20 protein-coding genes, 1 pseudogene and 1 riboswitch are annotated in these 17,229 nt (G+C 57.3%); of the genes and pseudogenes, 9 read left to right on the forward strand and 12 right to left on the reverse strand.

Features of this window, described 5'->3' with window-relative positions; genetic code table 11:
• Positions 1 to 6: 6 nt before the first annotated feature.
• From cobJ to KJA79_RS17915, 10 genes and pseudogenes are all read right to left on the reverse strand, one after another.
• Positions 7 to 1,256: pseudogene (cobJ, locus tag KJA79_RS17870) on the reverse strand (precorrin-3B C(17)-methyltransferase).
• On the reverse strand, positions 1,253 to 2,392 hold the full coding sequence (locus tag KJA79_RS17875) for a cobalt-precorrin 5A hydrolase (protein WP_213043417.1): 1,140 nt from the start codon (positions 2,390 to 2,392) through the stop codon (positions 1,253 to 1,255). The pseudogene cobJ and the gene KJA79_RS17875 overlap by 4 nt, the downstream one beginning before the upstream one ends.
• Positions 2,389 to 3,171, reverse strand: coding sequence for a precorrin-2 C(20)-methyltransferase (cobI, locus tag KJA79_RS17880; protein WP_213043418.1), 783 nt, complete (start codon positions 3,169 to 3,171; stop codon positions 2,389 to 2,391). The genes KJA79_RS17875 and cobI overlap by 4 nt, the downstream gene beginning before the upstream one ends.
• Positions 3,168 to 4,424 (reverse strand): precorrin-6y C5,15-methyltransferase (decarboxylating) subunit CbiE, encoded by a 1,257-nt coding sequence (cbiE, locus tag KJA79_RS17885; protein ID WP_213043419.1) that lies wholly within the window; start codon positions 4,422 to 4,424, stop codon positions 3,168 to 3,170. Before cbiE ends, cobI begins: the two co-directional genes overlap by 4 nt.
• A complete protein-coding gene (locus KJA79_RS17890; RefSeq protein ID WP_281412701.1) occupies positions 4,421 to 5,071 on the reverse strand; it encodes a precorrin-8X methylmutase in 651 nt (216 codons plus the stop codon). Before KJA79_RS17890 ends, cbiE begins: the two co-directional genes overlap by 4 nt.
• Positions 5,068 to 6,174, reverse strand: a complete 1,107-nt coding sequence (locus KJA79_RS17895) for a cobalt-precorrin-5B (C(1))-methyltransferase (RefSeq protein ID WP_213043420.1) — start codon at positions 6,172 to 6,174, stop codon at positions 5,068 to 5,070. The genes KJA79_RS17890 and KJA79_RS17895 overlap by 4 nt, the downstream gene beginning before the upstream one ends.
• A gap of 3 nt (positions 6,175 to 6,177) precedes the next feature.
• Positions 6,178 to 6,555: a hypothetical protein gene (locus KJA79_RS17900; RefSeq protein ID WP_213043421.1), complete on the reverse strand. Its 378-nt coding sequence runs from the start codon at positions 6,553 to 6,555 to the stop codon at positions 6,178 to 6,180.
• Positions 6,552 to 7,277 (reverse strand): FAD-dependent oxidoreductase, encoded by a 726-nt coding sequence (locus KJA79_RS17905; protein WP_213043422.1) that lies wholly within the window; start codon positions 7,275 to 7,277, stop codon positions 6,552 to 6,554. Before KJA79_RS17905 ends, KJA79_RS17900 begins: the two co-directional genes overlap by 4 nt.
• A 5-nt stretch (positions 7,278 to 7,282) precedes the next feature.
• On the reverse strand, positions 7,283 to 7,657 hold the full coding sequence (locus KJA79_RS17910) for a DUF3209 family protein (RefSeq protein ID WP_213043423.1): 375 nt from the start codon (positions 7,655 to 7,657) through the stop codon (positions 7,283 to 7,285).
• 13 nt (positions 7,658 to 7,670) lie between these two features.
• The gene (locus tag KJA79_RS17915; protein WP_213043424.1) at positions 7,671 to 8,852 is read right to left on the reverse strand and encodes a CbiX/SirB N-terminal domain-containing protein; all 1,182 of its coding nucleotides are present in this window, start codon (positions 8,850 to 8,852) and stop codon (positions 7,671 to 7,673) included.
• 166 nt (positions 8,853 to 9,018) lie between these two features.
• Positions 9,019 to 9,218: riboswitch (cobalamin riboswitch) on the reverse strand.
• Between the two features lie 601 nt (positions 9,219 to 9,819).
• Between KJA79_RS17915 and KJA79_RS17920 the strand changes: the two genes are divergently transcribed.
• On the forward strand, positions 9,820 to 11,049 hold the full coding sequence (locus KJA79_RS17920; RefSeq protein WP_213043425.1) for an XRE family transcriptional regulator: 1,230 nt from the start codon (positions 9,820 to 9,822) through the stop codon (positions 11,047 to 11,049).
• A 17-nt stretch (positions 11,050 to 11,066) separates the two neighbouring features.
• Positions 11,067 to 11,774, forward strand: a complete 708-nt coding sequence (locus KJA79_RS17925; RefSeq protein ID WP_213043426.1) for a hypothetical protein — start codon at positions 11,067 to 11,069, stop codon at positions 11,772 to 11,774.
• A gap of 7 nt (positions 11,775 to 11,781) precedes the next feature.
• On the opposite strand, the gene KJA79_RS17930 is transcribed toward KJA79_RS17925, so the two are convergent.
• Positions 11,782 to 12,246, reverse strand: a complete 465-nt coding sequence (locus KJA79_RS17930) for a thermonuclease family protein (RefSeq protein ID WP_213043427.1) — start codon at positions 12,244 to 12,246, stop codon at positions 11,782 to 11,784.
• A gap of 41 nt (positions 12,247 to 12,287) precedes the next feature.
• Complete coding sequence (locus KJA79_RS17935; RefSeq protein ID WP_213043428.1) at positions 12,288 to 12,617, reverse strand: hypothetical protein; 330 nt, start codon at positions 12,615 to 12,617, stop codon at positions 12,288 to 12,290.
• 332 nt (positions 12,618 to 12,949) lie between these two features.
• Here KJA79_RS17935 and KJA79_RS17940 point away from each other — a divergent pair, with 332 nt between their 5' ends.
• The 7 genes from KJA79_RS17940 to KJA79_RS23055 all read left to right on the forward strand — a co-directional run bounded on the left by KJA79_RS17940 (position 12,950) and on the right by KJA79_RS23055 (position 17,022).
• Positions 12,950 to 13,624: an SOS response-associated peptidase gene (locus KJA79_RS17940; RefSeq protein ID WP_281412702.1), complete on the forward strand. Its 675-nt coding sequence runs from the start codon at positions 12,950 to 12,952 to the stop codon at positions 13,622 to 13,624.
• Between the two features lie 38 nt (positions 13,625 to 13,662).
• A complete protein-coding gene (locus tag KJA79_RS17945; RefSeq protein WP_213043430.1) occupies positions 13,663 to 14,094 on the forward strand; it encodes a LexA family protein in 432 nt (143 codons plus the stop codon).
• Between the two features lie 8 nt (positions 14,095 to 14,102).
• Positions 14,103 to 15,371, forward strand: a complete 1,269-nt coding sequence (locus KJA79_RS17950) for a Y-family DNA polymerase (protein WP_213043431.1) — start codon at positions 14,103 to 14,105, stop codon at positions 15,369 to 15,371.
• An 83-nt stretch (positions 15,372 to 15,454) separates the two neighbouring features.
• Entirely contained in the window at positions 15,455 to 15,787 is a 333-nt protein-coding gene (locus KJA79_RS17955) for a PilZ domain-containing protein (RefSeq protein WP_213043432.1), read from the forward strand.
• Positions 15,784 to 16,137, forward strand: a complete 354-nt coding sequence (locus KJA79_RS17960; RefSeq protein ID WP_213043433.1) for a hypothetical protein — start codon at positions 15,784 to 15,786, stop codon at positions 16,135 to 16,137. Before KJA79_RS17955 ends, KJA79_RS17960 begins: the two co-directional genes overlap by 4 nt.
• Positions 16,138 to 16,150: 13 nt before the next feature.
• Complete coding sequence (locus tag KJA79_RS17965) at positions 16,151 to 16,462, forward strand: ComEA family DNA-binding protein (protein WP_213043434.1); 312 nt, start codon at positions 16,151 to 16,153, stop codon at positions 16,460 to 16,462.
• 125 nt (positions 16,463 to 16,587) lie between these two features.
• Positions 16,588 to 17,022, forward strand: a complete 435-nt coding sequence (locus KJA79_RS23055; RefSeq protein ID WP_281412708.1) for a thermonuclease family protein — start codon at positions 16,588 to 16,590, stop codon at positions 17,020 to 17,022.
• Positions 17,023 to 17,229: the final 207 nt, after the last annotated feature.

Below are 17,229 nucleotides of genomic sequence, written 5' to 3' on the forward strand. Positions count from 1 at the left end.
ACTCCTTTACGTACACTTCAATACAGTCTCTCGCACAATCCGCCAAATCTCTGCCGGGATCTCTCCCAGCCACCGCGCGTCGATTACTCCAGCAGGCGCGGCGCGGTGTTCTTGCTGAGGATCGGTCACCAGCCGCCAGAGGCGATCGCTCACCGATCCATTCCGCTGAATGACGAACCGATCGACTAACAATCTCGCTAAGGCGTCTCCCTCGACTGTCATGGTCAGGTACGGTTGGGGCACCTGCACCGGGCGAATGGCTGACAACTTGATGAACGGACAGGTCAGAGCATCGATCACGCCGGGATTCTCGAACCCCACCGCGACAAAATCGCAGGGCTCCTTGGGATTGCCCACCAGAAAGAACTGTCCTTCCGTCTCAGCCAGAATGGCTCCGGCTAACCGTCCGACCTTCGCCATCAGTCCACCTCCGAGGCCGGAGGTACAACAAGTGAAAACCCAGGCCTCTGACCAGGAAGCACCGCCCCGTCAAAACTGTACTTATTGGTGTAGCCGCGCGGCGTCACCATGTAGCCCTCGAAGAGAAAAGTGTTGCTCGACCCAACGATCACGGTCGTCAACATCCCGATCTCATAATCCAGAAACGTATCCAGGTCGGTCAGAACCACATGCTGCATCTCGCGATAGGCACTCTTGATCAGAGCTACCGGCGTGCTCCCGTCGCGGTGACGCCGGATAATCGCCTGCGCATCCACGATCTGCCTCGTGCGTCTGCCGCTGGCGGGATTGTAGAGACCGATCACGAAATCCGCGCTGGCCGCCGCCTCGATCCGTCGCTCGATCACCGACCAGGGCGTCAGCAAATCCGACAGCGAGATCGAACAGGAGTCGTGGACCAACGGCGCGCCAACCAACGACGCGCAGGAGTTGAGCGCGGTCATCCCTGGGATGAGGCGAAGCTCCGGCGAATCGTCTCGCGTCCAACCAATTTCTTTCAACACCTGAAAGACCAGGCCTGCCATGCCATAGACCCCCGCATCGCCGGACGAAATCAGCGACACAGTGGCACCATCTCTCGCCCGTTCAATGGCGGCGCGGGCACGGCCGATCTCTTCCGTCATCCCGGTCTTGATGATCTCTTTCCCTTCAAGCAGGTGGCGGACAAGCTTGATATAGGTGCTGTAGCCGACGACAAGCTGGGACTCGGCAATCGCCTTCAAGGCCGCCGGAGTGGCATGGTCCTGCGCACCCGGCCCGATGCCCACGACATAGAGAATTCCCTTTGCCTCGCTCATAGGCTGCCCGCCTCCATCGGCCGTTTCACGAAGGTCCGCCGTGCCACGGCCAAGGTCATCGATCGGCCCGCTCCCGGCTCCGTATAAATCTGCTTGGGAACGAGAAGCTCGTCCACCCCTGCCGCAAGTAATGCAGCTGGCTCAGACACCCCGCGCGAACCGACATGCCGTTTCACCGTCTCCGAGGGATTCAGGATGCCGGGCATCACGTCCAGTTGCTCCGGCGGATAGGTCCGCAGCGGCCAGCCATATTTCTCGCTCAAGGCCAGCAAGGCCGGCTCATCCTTTTTTACGTCGATGGTCGCCAGCTCGTTGACGGATTTGAGAGAAAGGCCGTGCTTTGCCAAGAGGGCCAGGACTCCTCGCTCCACCAGATCGGGAGCCGTGCCTTTATCGCAGCCGATCCCGAGCACGAGACTCTTCGGGCGATAGATGACGGCCTTCTTCCAATGGGCCGGATGGGACAAGCCGATCTCGCGGTCCGTGGCGATCAAGAGCATTTCAAACTCGTTCGGGTTCACGCCTTCCAGCGACGTAGCGTAGCGCACTCCGTCGGGCAAGGGCTTCTCAGCCGGCCACCAGTCCGGCTCTCCCGTCTCCTGCACAAACAACACCTTGGCCGCATTCACCACCGCTGCGCAGCCCCTCGTCACATTCCGGTCCAGATCGTCGAGCGTCCATCCCAGATCGCGCCCCAAAATATCCACCGTCAAGGTGCCGATGGCATCAGACGCCGTCGTCACGACCGATTGCGCGCCCAAGGCCTGGGCGACTCGCTCGGTGAATACATTGCCGCGGCCGACGTGACCCGACAGGACGCAGATCGCAAACCGCGCGGCGTCGTCGATGCAGACCACCGCCGGATCGACCTTCTTGTTCTTCAAAAGCGGTGCGATCATCCGCACTACGGCCCCGACACTGATAATGAAAATGTGGCAATCATAGGCCGTAAACGTCTCGCTCAGCGTCGGCCCCATCGGCAGCGGTAGCCGCACCGAACCGGCCGGCGCCGAGTCGAACAGCTTCTCCGACACGAAGAGATCCGCACCCGACAACTGCGGCAGTAACCGGGACGCAATCGCGATCCCATGCTTCGTGATGGCATAAACGGCAAATGGTTTCCGCTCGACGATCATGCTCCGGTCTCTCTCGCGGCCGGCCGTGGCGTAGCCGGGACCACACCGGCCAACAGACCACTCCGTTCTTTGCGTGACACGATCATCATCGCAAAGCAATCGCCCCGCTCGGTCTGAATCGTGCGGATGTCCCGGACGATCCGCTGTTCCGCCATCGTGGCTTTCGACACATAGACCGCGCGATCGACGAGTCCCTGGCGCTCAAGCGCGTCGACCACCTTGGGGATCTCAGTGCCCATCTTCATCAAGACAACGGTGTCGAACAGCTCCAGCACTTGATTCAGATCCTCAACCCCGTAACTCGCAGGCAGGATGGCGATCCGCTCCTGTCCATCTGCCAACGGGATGCCGGTCACGGAAGGCACCGCCATGATCGAGGACACCCCAGGAACAACTTCGATGCGGATACCGGGCCAGCGCAGCGGAGCTTCACGGCGCAGATAAATGAAGGTGCTAAAGAGCGACGGATCTCCTTCCGTCGCGAAGGCGACCGAAAGCCCTTTTTCCAGCCGTTCTCCGATGGCCGTGAAGGCGGCATCCCAGGCAGGCCGCAACCGCTCCGGGTCCTTGTTCATCGGGAACGTTAAAAAGATCCGCTCCTGCCCGGGAATCTCGCCCAAGGTCGGTTTGAGGATCTTCCACGCCATCGATTCTCCGTAATCGGAACTGCGAGGCAGCGCGAGAACCTGCGCCTGTTTCAAGACATTGAGCGCGCGCAACGTGATCAGATCCGGCGCGCCTGGTCCAACCCCAACTCCATATAATGTTCCATAATTCATGCGACCGCTCCTGTCTGACCAGGCTTCTCGACCGCAAAGATTTGGATCGGGTTCAAGGATTCGTACCGAAGATAATGGGCCAAGGGTTCAGCCCGCGACACTTGGAGCAACGTCACATCCGGCACCAACCCACGCTTCCGCAGGCTTTGATAGGTCTCCGCGACATTCTCCAGCGTGATGGCGTTCACGACCAGGCGGCCGCCCGGTTGCAGCCGGTCCATGACGACCTCAATGATCTCTTCCATGCTCCCCTTGCTGCCTCCGATGAAGACCGCATCCGGCGCCTCCAAGCCTGTCAGCGCCTCCGGCGCCCGGCCTGCGATAACGCGCACATTGTCCACCGCATGGGCCAACAGATTGTCGCGGCAGATCTCGACGCCTTCCGGATCGACCTCGATCGCATAGACCAGGCCTTTCGGCGCGAGCAAGGCCGCCTCGATCGATACGGACCCGGAACCGGCCCCGATATCCCAGACCACGCTGTCCGGCCTGATCCCCATCGCAGCCAACGATAACAACCGCACTTCCCGCTTCGTAATGAGGCCCTTCTTCGGCATCCGCTTCGCGAATTGATCCTCATGGAGAAAGGGAATCGTGGCGGGAACGCGCCAGGAGGGATCGGAACGAACGAGCAACAGCACATTGAGAGGCCCGATATCTTGGCAGGCAGCGAGAGCCGCCACATCGAATCGCCGGACCCGTTCATCTGGGCCGCCAAGACTCTCACAGACCCAGGCCTCCCAGGCGGTCTCACCCTGTTCGATCATCCGCTGGGCCAAGACAGACGGAGAGTTCTTGTCATCGGTGAAGATCGCCACCTTGGCCTGGCTCTTGAGTCTGGTGAGAAATCCTTCGGATGAGCGGCCATGCAGAGACACAAAGGCTGCGTCGTCCCACTTCAATCCAGCTCGCGCAAAGGCCCATTGCATCGAACTGGGCTGAGGCAGCACCTCGACATGCTCGGCCCCCATCCGCTTGATCACCAGACTGCCGATGCCAAAAAACAATGGATCGCCGGACGCCACCACACAGACATTCTGTTCTTCTGCCAGTTCCGCCACCCGGTCGAGCACCGACGCCACGCCGCCTTCGAGTACGATCTTCTCGCCCTGAAACTGCGGGAAGAATTCAAGATGGCGCTCGCCACCCACGAGCACTCCCGCCTTCATGACCGCATTCACGGCGCGGCTCGTCAGGCTTGCACAGCCGTCGTCCCCGATCCCGATCAAGGTAATGGCGCGTCGTGGACTCATGCAGACACCTTTGCTGAAAGGAGCAACAGGGCATGGATGATCGCGACAGCGATGGGGCTCCCTCCCTTACGGCCACGGGCGACGATGTAAGGAGTCGACAGTTCCAGCGTGACGTCCTTCGATTCAGCCGCCGAGACAAATCCAACTGGCACTCCGATGATGAGAGCCGGCTTCGCCCCCTCCTCACGAATCAGGCGGACCACCTCCAATAAGGCCGTCGGGGCATTGCCGATCGCCACCACCGCTCCATCGAGCAGGTTGAGACGATGGGCCTTTTTCATGGCCTCGATCGCGCGCGTCGAGTTGTTGGCCTTGGCCGTCGCGATCACATCCTCGTCCGAAATAAACGAATGGACTTTGCAGCCGTAGGAAGACAGCCGCTCCTCATTTAAGCCGGCGGAAATCATCTTCACATCGACCAGGAGGGGACAGCCTCCTTGAAGGGCCGCCACCCCGGCGCGCACCGCATCGGGATGGAATCGCATCAAGGTCTTAAACTCGAAATCCGCCGTGGCATGGATCACCCGGCGGACGACTTCCCATTCATCCAGCCTGAACTCGTGCGGACCGGCTTCCTGGTCGATGATCGTGAAACTGCCATCTTCTATGCTCCGCCCGAGCGCGGTCATCTGTCTCATATCATTCATGTCTGTACCTCCGGATAACGACCGAGCAGCGAGCCTCCGAAATCCACCAAACAGGTTTCCACCGCTAGCGTGCCTCCCGCGTGGGCCTGACACTGCTCGACGACCTTCTTGCAAATCAGCGATGTGATACCGACCAGACCAGCCTCACGGCACAATTCCAACACATGGCGGGCTGTATTGGCCTGGCGGATGGCCGCCACCAATTCGTTCGAGGCGGATAAGTCAACCGCCAGCGACGCCAAAAATTCCATATCCACGTCCGATCCGGCGACATGCGTCTGCATCTTGCCGTTGGCCATCTTCGAGAGTTTCCCCATCATCCCGACGATGATGGCCCGCGCCATCCCTCGCTTCGCACATTGCTTGATGCCGACGCCGATAAAGTCGCCCACCTGAATAAAGGCCTGCTCCGGCAACTGCGGATACAGCGCCATCGCATACTGCTCCGACTTACCGCCGGTCGTGAGCACGAGTTCACGCAAACCGCCCGCCGCGGCGACATCGATCTCCTGCATCACGCTCGCCTTGAACGCTGCCGTGGAATAGGGCCTCACGATGCCGGTCGTGCCGAGGATGGAGATGCCACCCAGGAGGCCGAGCCGCGCGTTGGTGGTCTGTTTGGCCATTTCTTCGCCGCTCGGTACGCTGATCGTCACGACCGCGCCCCCGTAAGGAGCACCCGCGAGCTCTTCTTCCACCATCTCCGTAATATTGCGCCGCGGAACCGGATTAATCGCAGGCCCGCCGACCTCTAAACCCAACCCGGTTTTGGTGACCGTGGCCACGCCCTGCCCTCCCCTGATCTCGATGCCCGGTTCGGTACGCAGTTCAACTTCCGCCGTCAGCTCGGCCCCATGCGTACAGTCGGGATCGTCGCCCGCATCCTTGATGATGCTGCAAATCACTCGGCGATCCATTCGCTCGCACCGGGCGAGCGCGAAGGTCACGCGCGTTCGATTCGGCAAGGTCGTTTCAATTTCAGACAGCAGGGCCCCCTTCACGAGACACCGAGCCGCAGCCTTGGCTGCCGCTGCAGCGCATGCGCCGGTAGTGAACCCGGTGCGCAGCCCCTTCCGATCTTTTGGCGGTCCCCTCTTCTCCATCAGTCATATCCCGGCACATTCCACCCAACAGCCGAACTGTTCATGAACTTTCGCCGCGCGTTCAGGGCAATATTGCTCCGTCTTCGCCCGGTTCGTGCCCCGAAACGTCACGCGGCAGAGCAACGACCCATCCGGCCCTGCCAACTCAAGCACCGCATTGGCCTCATCGTGCCGCCGGTAGCGAAGCGTGCTCCGCTCCTCGATCTTGAGATGCACATGGGTCTGTCCCTCTTCGCCCAACGTAACCCACTCGGCCCCCTGCCGCAGGGTCACGAGCCCATGAACCTCGGCAATCGCGCCGGATGAGCGGACGATGACGCTCGTCTCCCCACATGCCAGCGCGGCTTCTAGCGCGGCAAGAATCTGCACCCGTCCGGTCATACGGATTTCTTCGGCATATTGAAGAACGACTCCACCTGCTCCTTGCCCACGGCCACTCCGGCGGCCATCGCATCATCAGACAACACCTGGTTCACGGCTCCATCACCCGCGATGAAGACCTGAGCAATATCGCCGCGCACCAACACCTCACGGAGAATGGCTCTGGCCTGAGGAATCCGGTCGTGATGGCCGACCGCGGGGATCGCTGCAATCCTCACCTCACCACAGGCAGCAGGAACCTGCTGCTGCACGAACTCATCCGGAAGAAAATACTCTGCCGAAGCTCGCAGCCAGATAAGCAATGCCTGTGGCAGCAATGGAGCGAACCGGGTCGCTCGCAGAAACCCCAGCGCGGCGGTAATTCCTGTATCCGTCGCCAGGATCAGCGTCCTGCCAGAGGCCCCCTCCCGCGGAACGAACTTGCCCCAGGGTCCGCTGAACGAAATATCCGTTCCCGCTGTCAGCCCATGCACAAAAGCGGAACCCGGTCCATCAGGAATGCGCTTCACGGCGAGCTGAAAGTTCCGTTGCTCCGCATCGCCTGTCAGAAACGAATAGGCCCGCTTCACAGCCTTGCCGCTCGGCAAGACGATGCGGCTGTCAAGGATGAGATACTGTCCGCCGACGAACCCCACCGGTTCGGCCGCGCACAGATCGAGCAGCAGCGTATCGGGGCCCAGCCTGTCGGTTCCCACCACTCGAGCCGTCTTCGCCACCGCCATTGGATCTACTCCGCCGGGTAAATCTCATGGACAAAATCATGCATCTCATCAAGGTCCCGATAGAGATGCATGAGCCCCTCGATCTGATGCGTCAAATCGAGCTCCACCTTCTTGGTCAGCACAATCAGCGTGCGCAGGTACGGAAGCTTCGGATCATCCGGCCTGGTCGCGGCGACGCGCTGTTCCAGCGCGGAGACTGCGCTCTCGTAATACTGCTTGAGGGACGCCAGATCCTTGGCTCCACACATGGAACGGATCGGTCCCGGCTGATCGGCCCCGGTGCCCAGTTCGGCCAGTTCATGCTGCCGCTCGGCTTCGTTCTTCACTCCCAGCACTTCCATCAACCCCAACCGCAATCCTGCAATTTCGTGACAGGCCATCAGACATCCTCCGTTACTGCATGATGTTGTCAACCAGGCGGCTGACCAACCGGTCGCCCAGCAAATGTTCGTCGACTAATTCCTTGGCATCCGTCTCTTTCACAGCCCGATACCAGATGCCGTCAGGATAGACCGCGACCGTCGGCCCCTCCCCGCAGCGGCCCATGCAGGAGGTCTTCGTCACGCGGATATCCTGATCCCGCCCAGCGTCCTTCAACAGCCGCCGCAATGTGGCAATGAGCGGAATGCTCCCGCCGTCGGCACAATCGACATTCCCGCAGACCAACACATGTTTCGCCAGCGGACGATGGGCATGCACATGAGGCATGGCTTGCGCGTGGGTAAACCCGTGCCGCAAACTCCAGAGCAGCGCTTTGAGCCCGCCCACCTGCCCGGTCACCGCGGACACCGGCACTCGATACTGACACGTATCGCAGGGCAGCGGACGTTCTCCCGCTGTCGCTTCGGCCAGGCGCTCGTCCATCAAGCGGAGCAATCGGTCGTCAATTCCCAAATGGGGCGCCAGTTCGGTCTTGATCCAGGGATACCGGGCTTGAAACGAATCCACCTGTTCGCGAATTTTCGTGATCAGTCTTCCGCCGAAAAGAAAATACGGCGCCACGACGATCCGCTCTGGGCGCGCACGCGCAACCAGTTCCACCGTCTCCTCAAATAGCGGTCTCGTCACGCCAATAAAGCAGGGCACCACCCACCCAAGATCGCGCCCTTCGGCAAGGAGACGAACAACTTTACAAAAGTCCCCGTTCGCGTCTGGGTCGCTTGAACCACGGCCCACCACCACCACGGCGGTCTTCGCGGATTCACGGGCGCCTTCCAACGCCGCCCGCGCCCGCTCGAACGCCAGCTCCACGAGATTGGGATGGATGCCCAAGGCATGGGCCACGATAAACTGGACGGAAGGATGCTCTTGCCGAGCCTGCGAGAGCGCGAGAGGGATATCGTTCTTCACATGCCCCGCGGCAAACAGAAACAACGGCAGGACGACAACGGAGTCGGCCCGTTGCGCCAACTCGCGAAGCGCGGCCGCCAACGACGGGCGGGCCAGCTCCACATAGCCGTGCGCGACGTGAAGATCAGGACGCCCTGCACGATAGGCCGTCACCAACGCCTCAAACTCGACGTTCGCGTTGGGATCGCGGCTGCCGTGTCCGACGATGAGCAATCCCGTGCTCATGAGGGTTGCTCCGAATGTTGGGATGTGAATGGCGTGTCAACGTTGGGAGCAGTCACACGCTGCTCCCACAAAAACGAGGGCATAAAAAAACCTCCGTCCCGCATGGGGAACAAGAGGTCGCATGCCAAAAAGGCAGGAGCGATCCTCCGTTACCGCGCGGAGAAACCGTACTATGTCAGCTCGGATAGGTCTCCTGGCTCATGGGTTCAGAAGGTCGAACCTTCACCGCTACCCCCAGCCTTCCCCAACACGTTTGTTGAGTGGCTAAAACGGGAGAGCTTCCCACTTACAGTGGCGGGACCGCGCCGGTTTTTCACCGGACTTCCCTGTTACGCCCTAGCGGGCATCCGAGAGATTGCTCAATTATCAGCCCAGATACCTAACGCGGGCTAGTCCACCCTGTCAAGGCTGAAATATCATGAGTGCACGCGATCTGAAGCAATTTTACGCGAACTGAGCGACCACAAAGCCCAATAACTTACCAAGACATGCACTGAGACCGGTGGTCCATTTAGTTGTCCACGCTCACTACGGCGAGAAATCACAAGAAGATTCAGGCCCTTGCATAGAACAACCACGTCCTGAAAAGGCTGGTGTCGACAGTTCGATTCAGTCCCTCGGCACCACTAAACTACCACCCCAGACATTAGTTTAGACGATTCGATGAAACGGCAAAATGGCCGGTTCCTCTTTCCGTCCCTCTTTACTTCCCTGGGCCTTGAAGAGACCGTTTTCAGAATGCTAAATTAACCTTGTCTTAAGCCCTTCCTTGGGTACTATATAAGCTATGTTCCACGTGCTTACTTTTCTTCATCAGTATATCTGTGCACTCTCTGCCAAAATCGCTTGCCACGGAAAGACTGCCAAGCTAGACAACCATAAACCAGGCACAAGTGGTTGACCTCTAGTGCTGAACGAGAGAAGTTGTTAAGTTGTGAATTAAGCACCTCCCTGGGGAATAGCATAGATGCTCAAGCAGATCCTGGATTCAGCTAAATTAGACTTACAAACCTCAGCCGAACTTCTTGGAGTTAGTCCCAAGATATTCCAGGAGTGGGTTGCAGGTAATCGCTCTATCCCTGACTCGATGGTGTCACGCCTATCGACAGTCTTGGGCGTATCACCTCTGACTCTGCGTAGTACTCGAAGCGAACAGAGACAGCAAGGTGATGTAGCTCCAGCTATCTGGTTTAAGTTCCGCGGAAATGGCCTTACTGACGTTGATCGCGAATACGTTCTTCTAATACGTCACCTCGGGTATTACTTCGATCAGCTTGAGCAAGCCACTGATAGCAGGGCAACTGGGTGGCAATTGATATTTGAGAATATCCGTCGCGAAACAGACCTTCAGGCTCCGCCCCGAGAACAAGGCCGACAGGCAGCGAGGATTTTCAGGCAACTCTCAGGCCTAGACAAGGGCAAAACAGGTATAGGGGAAGCTTTCAGGGGAAATCTTAGAAATAGAGGGGTTCTTATCATTGAGAGCCCGATGCCAGAGTCGAGCGTTGAAGGGTGCTGCTTTTACCTAGGAGCTACTTCTTTAGAGCGCCCATGCCTTTTCTCTAATTCATATAAGCGCACATGGTTTAGGGGCAACCACATACTACTGCACGAGCTTGCCCATGCTATTTTTGATGCATATACCGATGGTGCGTCTATTGATCTGTTCCCTCTTCAAAATCAAGAGGCCCAATCCAGCTTATCTGAAGAAAGGGCTCAGGCATTTGCGCAAGAAAGCTTGGCACCACGTGACGTGCTAATACACATGAGCTCGACGTTAGGCTTGAACTTGCATGCGCTTACGCCCAAGCAGCTGGCCACATTGATTGCAAAAACTCATACTGAGCAGAAAACGGTGATCTCGGCAGCACTTAGCAATGACTTGATTTCTCCTGAAGAGGCAGAGCAATACGCCAGATTTGACATAGCGTCTGACCTCTCGGAGTTATCAGTGAGAGCTTTGACAACAGAGCAGTTCCTAAAAAGACACGACAGCAAGAAGGACGAATGGAGAGATAGGCGGAATACAACGATTTACTCAAGAACTCTCAGGCTCCCTGCCAACTATATTAAGCGTGTAGTAGAGGCAACAGTTGCTGGCCAGATCAGTCCAAGTAAAGCAGCTGAGTTCTTGATGATAGATGAATCAACATTCTACTCTCGATTTGGGAGTCAAATGCCTGAATATGTTGAATAGTTCCAACCTGTCCTCCGATGAGTAATCCCGCACTACTATTCTGTGATTCGGATGCTCTCATTCAGCTGTTCCTAACAGACCAAAATAAGCTTCTGCGAAGTTTCAAAACTGAATATGGCATTCAGCCTGTAATAGTATTCGAGGTTGAGAATGAGCTCAGACAGCACAAGAAGTATCGGACGAAAGTCGAACCTCAATTCGACAAGGCACTAACCTCTCGGGTCCTCCAGGTTTTCGACTCCACCATTCTCCAGTCCAGTCTCCTCGATTCTAATTCGTTTCTTCCACCAGCAGCAGTTCAGGCGACCTGGGATACTATTCAGGCAAGTGGGCGCCAGTATGGAATACGCGTAGGAACGGGTGAAGCTTATACGCATGCTGCTGCTGTCACTTTGCAGATGCCGTCATTGAGTAATGACGGAATAGCGGTGAATACCCTTCACAATTTAGGAATGCAGACGCCAGCTCCGGTCGCCAGGATGTTTGATGTGGTGACACTCTTCTTCCAAATTGGAGTTCTTTCAGCAAGGGACTGCGATCAAATAAGGAAAATTCTGTTGCAGTATGGCGAAGGAGTTCCTAAAGAGTTTCAGAACGCAAACTATACTGACGGACTTCATTCGTTTGCATCTAGATTGCTCGACCGAACAAAAGTTGCAGTAGGAGCAGAGCCAAACGGCAGACGACCATTTACAAGTCAGCTTCTATTGGAACCGCTTACCTAAAAATAGCTCAACGCTTCCGCCACTGCCACGGCGGCACCGGCTGCGGATCAACCCACAGGCCTTTTCGAGCCTCTCGCGCTTCGTTCTCTAACCCTTCGAGCACCGTATTTCCTGGTGCATATTTCCGATACCACCAGCACCAGCCCTCTTTGACTAGCTCCTGGTTGACGTTCGTTCCATCGGCTAGGAGCACATTTCCAATGGTGCGCCCATACTTGTCTTCCTCGAACGTGTGCAGCGTGACCTCTTTGCTGAACACGAGGGCTGAGGCGGCCTGCTTAGCCTTCTGCCCGTAGGATTGGCTTTTCTCAGGGCAGTCGATGCCATTGAGTCGGATACGTTCAGCTTTACCGTTATGCAGAACGTCAATCGTATCACCGTCAATCACCCCGACCACTTGGCCAGAATACACCCCTGCTAATACAGGCACCGCAAGCAGAACGGTAAAAAGAGCCACGAGAAGAAAGCGCATAGACCGCATGCTAGCAGGCTTCCTCTCCCCTGACGAGAGGCTCACGGTCTGGGGGCAAATCGGATGAGCATGCGGAAGACGACAAACTCCGACGGGTTTACAGGTGCCATGCCGACCTCACAGATCAGAAATCCGCTGTCGAGATCGGTCTGTGTTGTGGTGGTGTGATCGCAACGGAGAAACAAAGCTTCTTGTACGGACCGTCCCTTGAGAAAATCCTTCGCCCAGCGCATCACAAGATGCCCGCGCAAGGTCGCTATGAGCTGCGCTCGGGTCTCGAGCGAATTCTCCTCATAGACCAACCCGACGAGCTCACATTCACAGATTTGCTCCAGCAAGGCCCGGACCAGTTCTCGCATGACGGCGGGCATATCCGGAGCACCAGGATCAATCTCGTCGACATAAATGCCGGGGGCTACGGGGGCAATCGTTGGGACGGTCGAAGTGTTCGATATGGTGGGTTCTCCTTGTGTGAGGTGAGGTGTGATGCGTACAAGGATCTCAGCAACACGCGTGCCGAATGCGCTAAGGGCCGTCACAATGGAGATTCATTCAGATTGCGTAGAGATGAGCAGCTGAATTAGCTGTGCGGGCGTATCGATCTCGATACGGCAACGTATAACAATGATACAGGATGGCTGTTATGCTACGCCCTGTCCTTGACACTTCCTCACGGACGGCCTAGGCTTCGACGTACAACAAGATGTGCGGACGCTTTACCCAAACGGCCTCGCCAGCGGTGATCGCTCAACAGTTTGGCGTCGCGAGTCCTCCCCTGTTCACTGCTCGTTACAACATTGCTCCCTCTCAACCGGTGGCCGCGATCCGGATCGAGCCGGGGACAACCACCCGTCAGCTGGTGCTGTTGCGCTGGGGGCTGATTCCGTCTTGGGCCAAAGACCCGAAAATCGGGCAGCAGTGCATAAATGCCAAAGCCGAGTCCGTGACGGAGAAACCCTCCTTTCGTGCCGCGTTCAAGACCCGACGCTGTCTTGTCATTGCGACGGGATTCTATGAGTGGCAGGTCCAGGGACTGAGAAAGCAGCCAATGTGGATCGGCATGAAGAGTCACCGTCCCTTTGCCTTTGCCGGCTTGTGGGAACACTGGCATCCCCCGGAAGGCGCGGACATCGAATCGTGTACGATCCTCACGACGGAACCGAACGAGTTGCTGCGACCGATCCACAATCGGATGCCGGTCATTCTGGCGCCATCAGCCTACGACCAGTGGCTCGACCCAACCGTCCATCAGGCAGACTCCCTGAAAGCCTTGCTCCGTCCCTATCCGACTGAGGAGCTCACGGTCTACCCGGTCAGTACGCTTGTCAATAACCCGCGACATGATGCCCCGGACTGCCTTGAGTCTGTCTCGGTTTAGGCCTACACTAGGCAAGGCCAATCTGGTGAGGATCTTCGATGCCGATGAATGTGGATGCCATTTACGCCCCTGATCTCTCGACGCGGTATGCCCTCCCCGTCTTTCTTGGTCGGCTGCCCGCAGGCTTTCCCTCTCCGGCTGACGACTATATCGAGGGGAAGCTCGATCTAAATCGGCACCTCATCAAGCACCCGGCCGCCACGTTCTTTGTGCGCGTGACCGGCGACTCGATGTTGGAGGCCGGGATTCATTCTCGTGACATCCTGATCGTAGATCGTTCCCTAGAAGCCATTGACGGAAACGTGATCGTGGCGGCTCTGGACGGAGAATTGACGGTCAAACGTCTCTATAAGCGGAACAATATCCTACGCCTTCTCCCAGCCAACAAGAATTATCAGCCCATCGAGATTCAGGCCCAACAGTCCTTTGAGATTTGGGGTGTCGTCACCAACGTCATCCACGCGCTCTGAGCGGTCCCATGCCTCCCATCTTTGCCCTCGTCGATTGCAATAACTTCTATGCCTCCTGCGAGCGGGTGTTTAACCCAAAGCTGGATGGTAAACCTATTGTCGTCTTGTCCAACAATGACGGCTGTGTGGTGGCTCGCTCCAATGAAGCCAAGGCGCTTGGCATTGCGATGGGTGTGCCAGAGTTTCAGATTCGCCCGCTCCTGCGTGCCCATCAGGTGCAGGTGTTTTCCTCGAACTACACCCTGTATGGGGATATGTCTCAGCGGGTCATGGAAACCTTGGAACAGTTCTGCCCGGATCTCGAAATCTACTCGATTGATGAAGCCTTCCTGAGTCTGTCCGGGTTCACCTCTAGGAACTTCACGAAGTACGGCCGTACCATTCGGACCACGGTGAAGCGCTGGACCGGCCTTCCGGTGTCGGTCGGCATCGCGGAGACCAAGACCCTCGCCAAGATCGCCAACCGTGTGGCAAAACGCACACCAGATACGAACGGGGTGTTCGATCTACTGGCCTGTCCCGATCGAGACGCCTTGCTAGGCCGAGTGCCGATTGAGGATGTCTGGGGGATCGGGCGAAACCTGATCAGGCTTCTGAATCAGCATGGCATCATGACGGCGCTCCAACTCCGCGAGGCTGATGACCAGTGGATCAGAAAGCATCTGGGCATCGTGGGACTTCGTTTGGTGATGGAGTTACGTGGAATCTCCTGCTTAGACCTGGAAGAGTGTCCCGCTCCGAAGCAGAGCCTGACATGCTCACGGGCGTTTGGGCAGCTCATCAGTACCCTAGTCGACATGGAAGAGGCGGTCTCGTCCTATACGTCACGTGTGGCGGAGAAGTTGAGACACGAACGACTGGCCGCGACCGTGGTAACGGTGTGTCTTACGACGAACGAATTCAAAGAAGGTCCACAGTACAGCAACACACTGACACTGAAGCTGCCGATTGCGACCGACTCTACCTCCGACCTCATCAAGTCAGCGCTTCAGGGAATCCGCACCATCTATCGAGAGGGGTATCGCTACAAGAAAGCGGGGGTGACCCTGACAGGCCTGGTCTCTGCCAGTCAGGCACAGGCCGATCTGTTCGACTCTCAAGACAGGAGAAAGTCCCAGCGGCTGATGTCCGCACTCGATGCGGTCAATGATCGGTGGGGCGCCGGCACCCTCCATTATGCTTCCAGCGGTATTCACAAAGCCTGGAAGACGCAGTTTCAGCACCGTTCGCCGGCCTATACGACGGATTGGACTGCGTTGCCAATCGTGACGGCCTAGTACATCAATGCAACTAATCTCCCGTTCGGCTCTTGCGTCGTAGTTTGTAACCCTCCTAGAATGGGCTTTCTTGCGAGGCCCCTATGCCGTTCTCGATTCGCCCCTACCGTCGCTTTCCTGCGCAATCTTCCGTCACATACAACGCAGGCTCATTTCAGGGGCAAGGCACCGTCTGGAATCTTTCACTCAGCGGATTGCGTCTTTCTGGTGATCTCCCCATGCGGCCAGGGGAAACGCTTTCGCTGACAGTCACCCTCCCGAATGAGCAACGCATCGAGATTCCTGAAGCCGTGGTCCGATGGTCGAGAGGAGAGGAATTTGCCGCCGAAACTCGGTTGATTGAGCCGCACACCCAGGCGCGTCTGGAGCATTACGTGAAACGATTAGTGCAGGAGCCCGGGAAGAGGTTCCCATGAGCGAACAACGTCCCAAACGCGAGGCCATGTCCCTTGAAGAAGCGACCGTCTCTAACATGTGGGAGATTGCTGCGATTGTAGAAGTACTGGAACGGAAAGGCCTCTGCACGAAGCAAGACCTCTACGACATCATCACCGAGTTTCGGAAGAAGAATACTCGCGCCCGCATTCCTGAAACCGCCTTCCCTGAGCCATATTTGCTCATCGAAACTGAAAACAAGATCATCGACGATATTCTCGCCTTGCTCAACAACAACGGGCTGACCTCGCACCAGTCACTTAACTTGCTGGAACGGTTGGGGCGGATCATTGAGTTGGGACAACAATTGCCAAAGGGCACGACTCACTAACAAGGAGACTGCGATGAGATCACAATTCATGAAGTGGACACTCCGTGTAGGACTGGGCACCGTGCTCCTGCTCGCGCTCCCCCTCTTCCCCCTTGGTGTGATAAATTCTCCGGTGGGCCACGCAGCTGAGAAAGGCGAGCCCCTCGACATCAACACGGCCACCGTCGACCAACTCAAAGCGCTTCCTGGAATCGGAGACGCCTACTCCGAAAAGATCATCAAGGGTCGGCCGTATCAAAGGAAGGATGAGCTCGCGCAGAAGAAGATTATCCCACGGGCGACCTATGAAGGGATCAAGTACAAGATTGTGGCAAAGCAGAAGTAGGCCAGGACATTCCAAGACCGAAAGCCACCCTCGGTCTCATAACCGGCAAAGAATCCGGGTACGATGAGGTTATTATTGTGCATACGCTGCGGCTTCTGTTTGGAACTATTGGTCTAGTTCTCGTTGTGGGATGCGCCCCGCGCATTCACTGCTCAGAGTTGCTGTCCCCACAGTTTGGTGGCGAGGGCACCCTTCCCCCTTCACAGGTCGTCATTTTTCACGGTTGCCATGACGGCGACACATGCACGTTCACGCTCCCCACTGTTCCACCTCCCTTTGGTAACCGCATTCCAGTTCGGCTGGCTGGTATCGATACACCCGAGATGCATGGTAAGTGTGACCGTGAAAAGATCATGGCCCGGCAGGCGAAAGCTGTGACGGAAGGAATGTTAAACGAGGCCAAACAGATCGAATTGGTGGACCTCCGCCGGGATAAATATTTTAGAGTCCTGGCTGGGATCAGAACTGATGGCCGCGATGTGGCTCGCCAGCTGATTGAGGCCGGATTGGCAGTGCCCTATGACGGTGGGACGAAGACTGCAAACTGGTGTCAGCATTGAGAGTGGGCTGCAAGGATATAAGCATCGTGGGCTCGACGGAATGCCTTGAGAACTGAATGATGCAGAAAGACCGAAACCTGTTGTCTCTAGGGCTCTAGAGTTTTAAAATCTCGCCCCTACCCCGACGCCTCGCTCCTCTGGTTCGTCACCGCCTGGTGGCTTCGGTGAAGCCAGGCTGCCACTTACCATACTGTCCGAATTTCCGGA

This window comes from Nitrospira defluvii (genome assembly GCF_905220995.1).
Lineage (GTDB): Bacteria > Nitrospirota > Nitrospiria > Nitrospirales > Nitrospiraceae > Nitrospira_A > Nitrospira_A defluvii_C.